Annotated in this window: 11 protein-coding genes and 1 pseudogene; 7 read left to right on the forward strand and 5 right to left on the reverse strand. The window is 66.7% G+C overall.

Translation table 11 applies throughout. From position 1 onward, the window contains the following. Positions 1 to 37: 37 nt before the first annotated feature. Positions 38 to 1,228, reverse strand: coding sequence for a GAF domain-containing protein (locus tag L5G33_RS02695; RefSeq protein ID WP_236996588.1), 1,191 nt, complete (start codon positions 1,226 to 1,228; stop codon positions 38 to 40). A gap of 288 nt (positions 1,229 to 1,516) precedes the next feature. On the opposite strand from L5G33_RS02695, the gene L5G33_RS02700 reads away from it, so the two are divergent. Together L5G33_RS02700 and L5G33_RS02705 are read left to right on the forward strand one after the other, a co-directional pair. Further along, on the forward strand, positions 1,517 to 3,352 hold the full coding sequence (locus L5G33_RS02700; RefSeq protein WP_236996589.1) for an NAD(P)-binding domain-containing protein: 1,836 nt from the start codon (positions 1,517 to 1,519) through the stop codon (positions 3,350 to 3,352). Positions 3,353 to 3,533: 181 nt separating this feature from the next. After that, a complete protein-coding gene (locus L5G33_RS02705) occupies positions 3,534 to 4,502 on the forward strand; it encodes a phosphotriesterase family protein (RefSeq protein ID WP_236996590.1) in 969 nt (322 codons plus the stop codon). Positions 4,503 to 4,505: 3 nt separating this feature from the next. Here L5G33_RS02705 and ligD read toward each other — a convergent pair whose 3' ends face one another. After that, complete coding sequence (ligD, locus tag L5G33_RS02710; protein WP_236996591.1) at positions 4,506 to 6,449, reverse strand: non-homologous end-joining DNA ligase; 1,944 nt, start codon at positions 6,447 to 6,449, stop codon at positions 4,506 to 4,508. 96 nt (positions 6,450 to 6,545) lie between these two features. Between ligD and ku the strand changes: the two are divergent. The 3 genes and pseudogenes from ku to L5G33_RS02725 all read left to right on the forward strand — a co-directional run. After that, positions 6,546 to 7,319, forward strand: a pseudogene (gene ku, locus L5G33_RS02715) (non-homologous end joining protein Ku); the annotation flags it as partial. Positions 7,320 to 7,389: 70 nt separating this feature from the next. Further along, positions 7,390 to 7,863, forward strand: coding sequence for a DUF4334 domain-containing protein (locus tag L5G33_RS02720; protein WP_236996592.1), 474 nt, complete (start codon positions 7,390 to 7,392; stop codon positions 7,861 to 7,863). An 89-nt stretch (positions 7,864 to 7,952) separates the two neighbouring features. Next, the gene (locus L5G33_RS02725; RefSeq protein WP_236996593.1) at positions 7,953 to 9,233 is read left to right on the forward strand and encodes an alpha-hydroxy-acid oxidizing protein; all 1,281 of its coding nucleotides are present in this window, start codon (positions 7,953 to 7,955) and stop codon (positions 9,231 to 9,233) included. Between the two features lie 6 nt (positions 9,234 to 9,239). On the opposite strand, the gene L5G33_RS02730 is transcribed toward L5G33_RS02725, so the two are convergent. Beyond that, complete coding sequence (locus L5G33_RS02730; protein ID WP_236996594.1) at positions 9,240 to 9,560, reverse strand: AzlD domain-containing protein; 321 nt, start codon at positions 9,558 to 9,560, stop codon at positions 9,240 to 9,242. Next, a complete protein-coding gene (locus tag L5G33_RS02735; protein WP_236996595.1) occupies positions 9,557 to 10,270 on the reverse strand; it encodes an AzlC family ABC transporter permease in 714 nt (237 codons plus the stop codon). Before L5G33_RS02735 ends, L5G33_RS02730 begins: the two co-directional genes overlap by 4 nt. Positions 10,271 to 10,288: 18 nt before the next feature. Here L5G33_RS02735 and L5G33_RS02740 point away from each other — a divergent pair, with 18 nt between their 5' ends. Both L5G33_RS02740 and L5G33_RS02745 read left to right on the forward strand, forming a co-directional pair. Beyond that, on the forward strand, positions 10,289 to 10,888 hold the full coding sequence (locus tag L5G33_RS02740) for a helix-turn-helix domain-containing protein (RefSeq protein ID WP_236996596.1): 600 nt from the start codon (positions 10,289 to 10,291) through the stop codon (positions 10,886 to 10,888). A gap of 63 nt (positions 10,889 to 10,951) precedes the next feature. Next, a complete protein-coding gene (locus L5G33_RS02745) occupies positions 10,952 to 12,445 on the forward strand; it encodes an LLM class flavin-dependent oxidoreductase (RefSeq protein ID WP_236996597.1) in 1,494 nt (497 codons plus the stop codon). Here the strand turns inward: L5G33_RS02745 and L5G33_RS02750 are convergent. After that, entirely contained in the window at positions 12,408 to 13,277 is an 870-nt protein-coding gene (locus tag L5G33_RS02750; RefSeq protein ID WP_236996598.1) for an oxygenase MpaB family protein, read from the reverse strand. The genes L5G33_RS02745 and L5G33_RS02750 overlap by 38 nt on opposite strands. Between the last annotated feature and the right edge of the window lie 18 nt (positions 13,278 to 13,295).

Genomic DNA, 13,295 nt, shown 5'->3' on the forward strand with positions numbered 1-13,295 from the left:
TCCGGCCAGCGGCAGCCGTGCTCGCGCATCGGCGCGGTCAGAGGCTGACCGTGACTTCCTTCGCGAACCGGTACGGAGCGGTCGCCAGCAAACCACCGAACGTCTTGCGCAGCCGGGACATTTCGGCGCGGACGGTGACCGTCCGCGCCGGATCGCCGAACAGTTCGCCTGCGAGCTCGGCGGCAGACAACCCGCCACGGTTCCGCGCCAACAGGGTGAGCAGGTCTCGATGCCGCGGTGACGGGTTGTGCGTCCACACGCGGTCGCCGGAGGTCACCGTGACGACGTCCCCGATCGTGACGGTGGTGCCTTCGCGTTCGGCGGCGTCGGCGGGGCGCACGAGCCAGCCGCCCGGCAATGGTTCCACATCGCAGAGTCCGAGTCCGGATACGAGGACGCGGCTCGGCGCCAAATCGGACGGCAACACGATCCGCCTGCGAGGTTCGACGCGGTCGACCGCCGCCACCCAGCCGAACTCGTCGACCGCCAGCGCGGGCCGACCTGCGCGCGCGAGGATCGGGGCGGCGACCGAACGCAGCATGTCGAGTTGATCCCGGTGCACGTTCTGCAGTCTCGCCTCCGCCAGCCGGGCGACCGAGTCGACCAGGGCGATGGTCGCCGGGTGGATCGACGACGCGGGACCGCTCACGTCGACGACGCCGAGCATCCCACCGCTGCGTGGGTCGCGGATCGGCGCGCCCGTGCACGTCCACGCGTGATGGCTGCGGACATAGTGTTCGGCGGAGAACACCTGGACCGCCTGCCCGGCAGTCAGCGCGGTGCCGATCGCGTTGGTGCCGACCGCGTTCTCCGCCCACGAGGCGCCCTCAACGAAGCCGAGGCCGTCGGCGCGGCGGCGGACGGCCGTCGTCCCGGCCCGCCACAGGACGTGGCCTTTCGCGTCGGCGACGACCAGGATGTTCGGGCTGTCGCGCAGCACCGCGTCCAGCCCGCGGGTGAGATCGTCCAGCAGGAACCCGAGACCGGATGCGGCGCGCCGTTCGGTGAGGTCGGCTGCCGCGATGGGATCGATCGGACCGCCGATGTCGGGGTCGACCCCCGCGTCGGCGACGCGCGCCCACGACTGCCCGATCACCGATCGGGGGCGGGCAGGGAGTCGCTGACCAGCCATCGCCGCGTCATGCATCGCGTGGAGCACCTGGGCGAATTCGCGCGGATCCTCGCCGGTCGCGAGGGCCGGCTCGGGAAGCGGATGCGCAGTGGTCATGAGTCCTCGGTCGATGTGTGGGTCGGTCGCCATCTGGGTCCGGTCGCCATGTGGGTCGGTCGATTGTGGTGGCTGTCTCACCTGGTGTCGTTTCAGGGTGCGCCCCGTCGACATCGCCCGTCAACGGTGTTGCAACCCTCTGCAACCCTTGTCGCCCACGTCACTCCTGGAGTGTGCTGTCCATCACAGACCTACAACGAGGGCACAGACCTACAACGAGGGCACAGACCTACACGAGGGCACATGGCCCACACGATGGAATAGCCCGCACGATGGAGAGGACATGCGATGACGCAGATTGCGGACGCCCCGATCGACACGGTGCGCACACCCGCTGACCGGGTCGAAGCCTGGCTGGGCAAGTTCAACGAGGCGCTGGCGGCCGAGGATCCGCACGCGGTGGCCGCGCTGTTCGTCGACGACAGCTACTGGCGCGACCTGGTGGCGTTCACCTGGAACCTCAAGACCGTCGAAGGTCGCGAACAGATCGCCGCGATGCTCACCGAACGTCTAGCGCAGACCCGACCGCGCGGGTTCGTGGCGAGTGAGGAGCCGACCGACTCCGACGGTGTCGCCGAGGCGTTCATCGCGTTCGAGACCGCCACCGGACGAGGCGACGGCCAGCTGCGTCTACGCGTGGACGACGACGGCGAAGACCGAGCGTGGACCCTGCTCACCACGTTGCAGGAACTGAAAGGCTACGAGGAGTCGACCGGCGTGTCCCGCCCGATGGGCGCCTCCCACGGGAGTGACCCGACTGCCAAGTCGTGGGCCGAACGGCAGGAGGAGGAGGCTGCGGCGCTCGGGCGCACCGTGCAGCCGTACGTCCTGGTGATCGGCGGCGGTCAAGGCGGCATCGCCCTCGGCGCCCGCCTGCGCCAGTTGGGCGTCACGTCGCTCGTCGTCGACAAGTACGACCGGCCCGGCGACCAGTGGCGCAGCCGCTACAAGACGCTCTGCCTGCACGACCCGGTTTGGTACGACCACCTTCCGTATCTGCCGTTCCCGGCCAACTGGCCGGTGTTCGCGCCGAAGGACAAGGTGGCCGACTGGCTGGAGTTTTACACCAAGGTCATGGAGGTTCCGTACTGGAGCCGGACCGAGTGCAGGTCCGCGTCGTACGACGAGGAGCAGGGGCGGTGGACTGTCGAGATCGTTCGCGACGGCGAGCAGATGACCCTGTACCCGACGCAACTGGTTCTCGCGACCGGGATGTCGGGCAAGCCGAACGTCCCGTCGTTCCCGGGCGCCGACACGTTCGCCGGCGACCAGCACCATTCGAGCCGTCACCCCGGTCCGGACGGCTTCGTCGGCAAGAAGGTCGTCGTCATCGGCGCCAACAACTCCTCGCACGACATCTGTAAAGCCCTAGTGGAGAACGGTATCGACACGACGATGGTGCAGCGTTCGTCGACGCACGTGGTGAAGTCGGCTTCGCTGATGAAGATCGGTCTCGGTGCCCTCTACAGTGAGGAGGCCGTGCAGGGCGGAATGACGACGAAGAAGGCGGACATGACGTTCGCGTCGCTGCCGTACAAGATCATGCACCAGTTCCAGATCCCGCTGTACGACCAGATCCGGGAGCAGGACAAGGACTACTACGACCGCCTCGAGAAGGCGGGTTTCGACCTCGACTTCGGTGACGACGAGTCCGGCCTGTTCATGAAGTATCTGCGGCGCGGCTCCGGCTACTACATCGACGTCGGCGCGTGCGACCTCGTCGCCGACGGAACCATCAAGCTCGCCAAGGGCGGCGTCAAGGAGATCACCGAGAACAGCGTGGTGCTCGAGGACGGCACCGAGTTGCCCGCCGACGTCATCGTCTACGCGACCGGGTACGGGTCGATGAACGGGTGGGCCGCCGACCTGATGGGCCAAGAAGTCGCCGACCGGGTCGGCAAAGTGTGGGGCCTCGGCTCGGACACCACCAAGGATCCGGGCCCGTGGGAAGGCGAACAGCGCAACATGTGGAAGCCAACCCAACAGCCGAACCTGTGGTTCCACGGCGGAAACCTCCACCAGTCGCGCCACTACTCGCTGTACCTCGCGCTGCAGCTGAAAGCGCGCTTCGAAGGACTGGACACCCCGGTCTACGGGTTGCAGGAAGTGCACCACCTGAGCTGAGCCACGGCTGATCGAGCGGAGTCCCGGTAGCGAGCGACTCCGCTCGATCGACGTCGGGGTGTCATTCGTCGCCTGCCCGGGACGTCGACACAGCGAGCGCGTCGGTGGTTGACGCACCGTGGCACGTGGGACAGACTCCGAGTTCGTGCCGCTGTGGTGCGAGTCACTATGAGGGGTCGCCATGTCGAACGTCGAAACTGTCCGCGGACCGGTGGACACCGCGTCGCTCGGGAATGTCTTGATGCACGAGCACGTGTTCGTGATCGGCACCGAGATGCAGCAGAACTACCCGGACTATCCGAGCGCGTGGGACGAGGACGCCCGCGTGGCCGACGCCGTCACGAAGCTACGTGAATGCAAAGCGCGGGGGATCGACACGATCGTCGATCCGACCGTCATCGGCCTCGGCCGCTACATTCCGCGCATCCAGGCGGTCAACGAGCAGGCCGACATCAACATCATCGCGGCGACCGGCATCTACACGTACAACGAGATCCCGTTCCAGTTCCACTACAACGGGCCGGGTCTGCTGTTCGACGTCGCCGAGCCGATGGTGGAACTGTTTGTGAAAGACATCCGCGACGGCATCGCAGGCACCGCGGTGAAAGCGGCGTTCCTCAAATGCGCGATCGAAGTCCAGGGTCTCACTCCGGGCGTCGAACGGGTGATGCGCGCCGTCGGGCAGGCGCATGTCGAGACAGGCAAGCCGATCACGGTGCACACCAACCCGCACACCGAGTCCGGTCTCGTCGCACAACGGGTGCTCGCCGCGGAAGGCGTCGACCTGTCGAAGGTCGTCATCGGGCACTCGGGCGACTCGACAGATCTCGACTATCTGTGCCGGGTGGCCGACGCAGGCTCGTACCTCGGCATGGACCGGTTCGGTCTCGATCTGCTGCTGCCATTCGAGCAACGCGTCGACACCGTCGTCGAGATGGCGCGCCGCGGCTACGCGGAGAAGATGGTCCTCGCGCACGACGCAGCCTGTTTCATCGACTGGTTCGTGGCCGACGCCAAGGAGCAGGCGGTGCCGAACTGGAACTTCAATCACATCAGCGACGACGTGATACCCGCGTTGCGTGAACGCGGGGTCACCGAGGAACAGTTGACGACAATGCTGGTCGACAACCCACGTCGATACTTCAGCTGACGCCTATAGGTCGCCCGGTAACTTGTCTCGTCGGATGCCCCGCCAACTCGGGTGGCGCAGATGCCCGGTGGACGTCCAGTCCATGAAACGGACGTCGGCGACGAGCTTGGGCAGCACCCACGTCGCGCTCGACGCGACCGGCTTGTCGAGCGTGCCGACGAACGGGCTGCGGCCGATCGTCAGCGGCTTCAACTCCGCCAACAGTGCGGCAAGATCAGCGTCAGTGAAGCCGGTGCCGACCCGCCCGATGTAGCGCAGACCGGTCTCGGCCGGCAGCCCCACCAACAGTGATCCGATGGTCCCTGACCGTCCGCCGCGACCGGGACGGTACCCGCCGATCACCACTTCGATGTCGTTCCAGTTCTTGTGCTTTCGCCAGTCCGGACTGCGGCGGCCCGGCTGGTAGGTCGACGCGCGTCGCTTCGCGACGATCCCCTCCCACCCGTTCGCCCTGGCGTGTTCGGCGGCGTCCGCGCCCGGCCCCGGCAGTAGGGGAGGGACCTCGGCGATGGCCGCCGCCTCGATTACGGGGGTGAGCTCGTCCAAAATCTGCCGCCGTTTGCCCCACGGCGTCGCGGTGAGATCGGTGCCGTTCAACTCGACGACGTCGAACACGAGGTAGGCGAGCGTGTAGTCGTCGTCGCGGTGGTTCCGGGAGGCGAGGAGCCCGAAATCGGTGCGGCCCCCGGCGTCGTACGCGACCACCTCTCCGTCGAGGACGACGTCGAACCCGCGCAGCACGGATCCCAGCTCGCGCAACTCCGGGAAGTCGGCTGTCATGTCGACGCCGGACCGCGACCACAAGCGGATGTCGCCGTCGTCGTGCCGGGCCAGGACCCGATATCCGTCCCACTTCCCCTCGAACGCCCACGCGTCGTCGGTCAGCCCGTCGATCGCCTCGTCGGCCGCAAGCATCGGTCTGATGCCCGCCGTGGTTCCGGTGACCCGTGTCGGACCCGGTTCCGCGGCCAGGCGCGACGACCGCGACTTGCGGTACTCGCCGAGGTCCACGGTGTTGCTGTCTGGCTCATTGGTGTCTGGGGCCGTGATGACCGGGTCGATCGCCGGGTCGAGATCGGCGAGAAGGTCGCCGGACTCGCCGATGCGGTCGAGGACGTCGCGGAAGTCGAGCTGTGCGAGTGTCGGGTCCGCGAGTTCGTCCCAGGTCCGCGGTGCGGCGACCAACGGTCGTTCGCTGCCGCGCAACGAGTATGGGGCGAGTGTCGTCTTGGCCGCGGTGTTCTGGCTCCAGTCCAAGAACACCTTCGAGACGCGCGCGGTTTTCGCCATCGACGCCGTCACGTCTTTCGGGTGAGCGGCGGCGAGCGAGTCGGCGATCTGTTTCGCAACGGCGCGCGCCGACTCCGACTTCACCGGTGCCGGAAACCGCGCGTACACGTGGATGCCCTTGCCGCCGCTGGTCACCGGGTAGGAGACGAGGCCTGCGTCGGCGAGGATGTCACGTATCGCGAGCGCGACCTCGGCGCACCGATGCAAACCGACGTCCGGTCCGGGATCGAGGTCGATGACGAGTCGGTCGGTGCGACGGGACTCGTCGCCCGCCGATCCGACGCCCGACAGATCGATGCGCCATTGCGGTACGTGCAGTTCCAGCGCCGCCATCTGTGCGAGCCACACCAGGTCGGCCGCCGACCGTGCGACGGGATAGATGGTCTTGCCGTCGGCGTGCGCGATCGTGAAGCGTGCAAGCCAATCCGGTGTGCCTGACGGGAGAGCCTTCTCGAAGAACGGGCCGGACCCGGTGCCGTGAGGCCGCCGCTTACGGGTGACGGGGCGGGACGCGATATGCGGCAGCATCGCGTCCGCCACCGCCAGAACGTACTGCAGGACGTCGAACTTGCGCGTGCCGTCGCCGGGATACATCACCTTGTCGAGGTTCGTCACCGCGATGAACCGTCCGTCGACCTCCAGCTTGGATCCGGGCATGGACTCGATTCTGCCGTGTCCGGGTCCCCGCCGCGTATAACCCGGTTGCTGCGTCGACTCCGCTCGACGAGCGCCCAGCCGTGGCACAATCGCAGCATGCGCTCCATCTGGAAGGGTGACCTGAGCTTTGGCCTGGTGAACGTGCCGGTCAAGGTGTACTCGGCGACGGAGAGCCACGACCGGAGTTCGCATCAAGTCGACGCGAAGGACGGCACCAGGATCCGTTATCGGCGGGTGCGCGAGGGTACGGACGCCGAGGTCGAGTACGCGGACATCGCCAACGCGTACGAGTCCGATGCCGGCGAACCGGTGATCCTGACGAAGGCCGATCTCGCGGAGTTGCCGGTCACGCGGAGCCCCGAGATCTCGATCCTCGAGTTCGTGCCGATCGACCAGGTGGATCCCATCTACTTCGACAAGCCCTACTACCTGGAGCCGTCCTCGAAATCCCCGAAAGCGTATGTGCTGCTTGCTAAAGCGCTCGAACGCACCGAGCGGTTGGCGATCGCGAACTTCACTCTGCGGAATCGGACGAGACTGGCGGCGCTTCGGGTGATCGACGGTGTGATGACGCTCCAGACGCTGTTGTGGCCCGACGAGGTCAGAGCGGCCGACTTCGACTTTCTTTCGTCGGACGTCGAGATCCGGGACAAGGAGCTCGATATGGCGGCATCGCTCATCGAGACCATGGCCTCCGACTTCGACCCGTCGCAGTTCGAGGACACCTATCAGGCGGAGTTGTCGAAACTGATCGAGGCGAAGGCCGGTGGCGACCAGGCGTTCGCCGAACCGGAAAAGGCGAAGGCAGACGAGGGTGACGACGAGGTCGCCGATCTTCTCGCCGCGCTGCAGGCATCGGTGAAGGATCGGGCCGCGGGGTAACTGATAACGCCGAGGATTAGATTGTGCTCGGTGTGGTGTGCTCGTAGACTCGTCGAGCATGAGTGAACTTACGCAGCAGCAGGCGGTCGCAGAGTTCCGGCGCCTCGCCGAGTCTCAGGAGATCAGTGCGCCGGCCGACCTCGACGCGATCTGGGCCGCGCTGGCCCCCGTTGCGATTGACGATGTCATCGGTGACTGGCGCGGTGGCGAACTCCCGTCCGGGCATGCGCTCGACGGCCAACTCAAGACGGTCGGTTGGTACGGCAAGTGGCTGCGCGGACGATACGACGTCGCACCGATGGTCTGCCGCGCCGAGGACGGTGAGCTGTACTCGAACCTCGAGATCGGCAAGGGCGCGGCCAGCCTGTGGATGGTCGAGTTTCGCGGCGAACTAACCGCCTCGATGGTGTACGACGGCCAGCCGGTGATTGACCACTTCAAACGAGTCGACGACGACACCCTGATGGGCGTCATGAACGGCAGCACGTCCCTCGTCCGCGACAAGCACTTCTACTTCTTCCTCACACGCTGATCGCAACCCGCCGGCCGATCGAGCACTGTTGCTCCCGCCGTCTCCGCACGTTCCACACGGGTGCCATGGCGTAGGACACAATGAACCCCATGGCTGAGAACTACGGGCGGGCGCGGCAGAACGAGATCTATCGGGCGGGCGTTCACGGGCGCACTCCGTCCGTGCCGACCGATTTCGCGACGTTGGAGAAGCGGGCGAAGGCGAAGATGAGCGCACGCGGATGGGCGTACATCGCGGGCGGCGCGGGGGAGGGCCGCACGATGGCGGCCAACCGTGCGGCTCTGGACCGGTGGGCCATCGTCCCGCGCATGCTGCGCGACACCAGCGACCGCAACCTCGAGATCGAGTTGTTCGGGCAGACGCTGCCCGCGCCCGTCCTGTTCTCGCCGGTAGGCGCCGGCGCGCTGGCTCACGATCGCGCCGACATCCATATCGGGCATGCGGCAGCCGAGCTCGGGCTGCCGTACATCTTCTCCAACCAGGGGTGCGCCCCGATGGAAGACGTTGCCGCCGAGATGGATTCGGTCAGCCGCGGTGCGCCGCGCTGGTTCCAGCTCTACTGGTCCACCGATGACCGGCTCGTCAGGAGCCTGGTGAGCCGCGCGGAGCAGTCGGGTGCGGCGGCGATCGCCGTCACCCTCGACACCACGATGCTCGGCTGGCGGCCGCAGGACCTCAACCTGGGATCGCTGCCGTTCGCGCGCGCCGAGGGCATCGACCAGTACACTTCCGATCCGAGTTTCTGGGAGATCGTCGCCGAACGGCTCAAGGACGCGGTCAGCGAGAAGCCGGAAGTCAGCATCGGCGCGATCAAGACGCTGTTCTCCATCGCGAAGAACGTGCCGGGCGACATCCGTCGAAACCTCACTGCCCCGGAGCCGCGCGCGGCGGTCGAGACCTTCCTGGACATCTACTCCCGGCCGACGTTGAGCTGGACCGACATCGTCACGCTGCGAGATATGACATCGCTGCCGATCGTCCTCAAGGGCGTCCTGCATCCCGATGATGCGCGGAAGGCGGTCGACGTCGGCGTCGACGGCATCATCGTGTCGAACCACGGCGGACGACAGGTGGACGGCTCGATCTCGTCGGCCGACGCGTTGGTCGACGTCGCGGACGCCGTCGAGGGGCGCGTGAAGGTCCTCGTCGACTCCGGGTTCTACACCGGGGCGGACGTGTTCAAAGCGCTCGCCCTCGGCGCGGACGCCGTCTGCATCGGTCGCCCGCACATGTACGGCTTGGCGCTGGCCGGCGCGGCTGGCGCCCGGGACGCGGTCGCGAATATCGTCGCCGAACTCGACCTCACGTTGGGGTTGTCCGGCCAGACCGATGTGCGGACTCTTGACCGGTCGGTGCTCAAGAAGGTGTAGGCGGACTCACGGTACGCCTGCCAGCCGCAGTACGGCCGTCGATGCTGCAGCCAGGACGATGACGGCGACGAGCGGCGCTTTGAACCAGGCGGCGAGGACGCCGACGGCTACCCCGATCGGTCGGGCGGGCCCGGCGAGATCGCTGCCCTCGAACAGGGTCGTGGTGAGTCCTACCGCGATCAGCAGAACCATCGTCGATCGTTCCATCAGAGCTTCGACGGCAGGTGACACGGTAGTCCTGGTTCGTAGCATCAAGCCGACCACGCGGAGCGCGTACGTGCCAGCGGCCAGAACTGCGAGGGCCCCGGCGAACTGCCATCCCGTCACGATGTGGCCTTCTCTCGGGCAGGCACCGCTCTGCGGCTCGTCACGAGAAGGCCGAGCGGAATACCGAGAAGCGCCAGGACGACGGGGATTCCGGCGGCGACGAACCCGGCGGTGGCCAGCGCGATCGTCGCGCCGAAGATCGCAGCCCATCGGGTATCGCGGTCTCGCACGGCGGGTAGCGCGAGTGCGACGAGGAGCGCGGGGAACGCCGCGTCGAGCCCGAGTGCTTCAGGTGAACCGATCAGCTGGCCGACGAGTGCTCCGGTGAGCGCCCCGAGCGGCCAGCACAGGGCGACGGCGACACCGCAGATCAGGAACGCCGATCGCGCCGTCGCGGGGTCGCGGTGCGGTGCGGAGTAGACGGCGGTCTCGTCGTTCACCAGGTGGGCGGCGGCGAAGAGTGTGCGATCACGCCGGAAGAATCGTCCGGCCGACAGTCCGTATGAGACGTTGCGAATGTTCATCAGGAGCCCGGTGAGCGCGCCGACGACCGGCAGGCCGCCTCCTGCGACGACGGCGACCATGACGAACTCCGACGACCCGGCGAGGACGACGCAGGCCATCAATACGATCTGCCACCACGCCAGGCCGATGCCGTGCGCGGCGGCGCCGTATGAGGTTCCGGTCACCCACATCGAGATGCCGATGGCGACGATCTCGCGTGGGACCGCTGTCGCCACCGCACCGAAGGTTCTCCATAGCGAACGCATGTCCATTATCATGGAGCTATGGATGATGTTCGTCAAGATGAACGATCGGTCTGTTTGGTGAACGACCCGACGGTGAGTCCTCAGAAGTTGGTCGCCGCATCGCTCAAGCGGGAACGGTCCAGGGCGGGGATCTCGCTCGCCGAACTCGCCCGACGTGCGGGTATCGGCAAGTCGACGCTGTCCCAACTCGAATCCGGCGACGGGAACCCGAGCATTGAGACGCTGTGGTCGCTGAGTGTGGCGCTCGGTATCCAGTTCTCGGCACTCGTCGACGCACCGCGACCACTCGTCGAGGTGATCCGTCTCGGCGACGGACCGACTTTCGGCGCGAGCGAAGCGGATTCGTACACGGCGACCCTGCTGTCCGCGGCCCGTCCCGGCACTCGCCGTGACGCCTACTTGATCCGAGCCGACCGGGGTAAGCCGCGACTGTCGCAGCCGCATGCGCGCGGCGTCGTCGAGCATGTGGTCCTGTGCTCCGGACGGGCAGACGTCGGCCCGACCGAGTCGCCGGTCCGGCTCGAGCCCGGCGACTACGTGAACTACCCGGGCGACGTCGAGCACACCTTCGACGCTGTGGAGGACGGCACGGTCGCGGTTCTGCTCAGCGAGTCCTGAACGTTCGGCTCACCTCGCGCACAACGGTGGCCCGGTCGCTCGAGTGCGCCGACCATCGGATGTATGACTCGTCAGATCCGTTTCAACGCGTTCGACATGAACTGCGTCGCCCATCAGTCGCCCGGGCTGTGGCGACACCCCGACGACCGGTCGTGGGACTACAACACGCTCGATTACTGGGTCGACCTCGCCCGACTCCTCGAACGCGGGCGTTTCGACGGGCTGTTCATCGCCGACGTGCTCGGTACGTACGACGTGTACGCGGGCACCGACGAGGCGGCGATCCGGCAGGGTGCGCAGATCCCGGTGAACGACCCGCTGCTGCTTGTCTCGGCGATGGCGCACGCCACCTCGGACCTGGGATTCGGTGTCACCACCGGCACCGGATTCGAGCACCCATACCCATTCGCGCGCAGACTCTCGACCCTCGACCACCTCACGGGCGGGCGGATCGGGTGGAACGTCGTAACCGGCTACCTGCCTGCCGCGGCCCGCAACATGGGCGACGATCGACTGCTCGACCACGACGCACGATACGATCACGCAGACGAGTATCTGACCGTCCTCTACAAGCTCTGGGAAGGGTCGTGGGAGGACGATGCCGTCCGTCGTGATCGCGACCGGGGAGTGTTCGCCGATCCGTCGAAGGTGCACCACATCGGGCACCGTGGGGAGCACTTCACCGTCCCGGGCATTCATCTCGCTGAGCCATCGACTCAGCGCTCACCGGTCATCTACCAGGCAGGCGCGTCGCCACGGGGGTCCCGCTTCGCGGCTGAGAACGCCGAAGCGATCTTCGTCGGTGCGCCGACGAAAGCCATTCTGCGCGAAGTGGTCTCGCGTACACGAGACGCGCTCGTCGCCGCCGGACGCGGACCATACGACGCGAAGATCTACACCCTCGCCACGGTGATCACCGACAGTACGCCGGACGCTGCGCGGGAGAAGGCTGAGCAGTACCGGCGCTACGCGTCCGACGAGGGATCGCTCGTGTTCATGTCGGGATGGATGGGCATCGACCTGTCGCGCTACGACTTGGACGATCCGATCGGCGCCGTCGACTCGAACGCGATCCAGTCCGCGGTTAGCGCGTTCGCGCAGGCCGACGAGGACGGCCGTCCGTGGCGCGTGCGCGACGTCGCGGCGTGGGGCGGCATCGGCGGCATGGGGCCGGTGTTCATCGGGTCGGGCGACGAGATCGCCGAGACCTTGATCGACTGGGCGCAGGATACCGACGTCGACGGCTTCAATCTGGCTTACGCGGTCACGCCCGGGACGTTCGAAGATGTCGTCGATCACGTGGTCCCGGCCTTGCGCGCGCGAGAGGCGTACCCCGACGACTACGTCCCGGGTTCATTGCGTCACAAGCTTTTCGGGCGCGGAGACCGACTTCCGGACAATCACCGAGGTGCATCGTTCCGAGCGGGCGCGAGTGCATCGACGATCGACGACTCTGTCCGCGGCCGCGCAGCGCTGTCCCTGCCGTGGTCTCCGTCCGTTGACGAGGAGGCCGAGCCGCTCAGATCAGCGGCCGGTTCGTCGTCATCCGCCACTTGAGGTCGGCGAGGAGGAGGTTGAACGGGAACTGCCGCCACGACTTGGGCATCACGTGGACCATGCCACGCAGGATCTTGTTGTGGAGGTCGAAGATCAGCTTGTCGGTCTTGGTCTGGGTGAAGCCGATCTTCTCCCGGAACTCTGGCGGCAGGAAACCGATCGTCAAGATCTCGGAGAATCGACCCATCAGGACGCGGAGCACCGGCGACGCGAACTCGAGACGGACGATCGACTTCAGATAGCTGCCGATCACATCGTCGATCACCATCTCGTCGAGCACCGAGTTCCAATAGACCTCGAAGTCGGCCCGGGTGGCCGGCCACATCTCCGGCGGCATCTGCAGGGTGGTGCCCATGACAGCGCCCTGTCGGTAAGCCTCTTCGGTGAGGTCGGCTTCGTCGCCGAAGATCCGGACGCAGTCTTCCCAGCCGCGGTACAGGCAGGCGGCGACCCACAGCTGCAGCTCCGGATCGAACGCGTTGTACTTGACGGGACTCGACTCGACAGACCGCACTTGAACGTGCGACCGGTTGACGGCCTGCCGGTACTTACGTCGAAGTTCGGGGCCGCCGGTCGCGGCGACGGCTAGGTAGGTCAGTGTGGTGCGAGTCCGTTTGACCGGATGCTTGTACAAGTTGCCGGAGTCGACCTTGCTCTCGTAGACGCCGTAACCGACCGCGGGGTGGCTCAGCTGCATGATGACGTTCGCGGGTCCGGACAGAAGTGCCGGGCCGAGGAGCCCCATGTCGGTGATCTGCTGTTCGTCGAGTTCGACGCGAGTGCGTGCGGGCACTGTCTCGGTCGCGAATTCCTCGATGGGTGCGGCGGTCATGAGGCTCCCTCAAACTGA

This window comes from Gordonia liuliyuniae, from assembly GCF_021738805.1.
In the GTDB taxonomy this organism is placed as follows: domain Bacteria; phylum Actinomycetota; class Actinomycetes; order Mycobacteriales; family Mycobacteriaceae; genus Gordonia; species Gordonia liuliyuniae.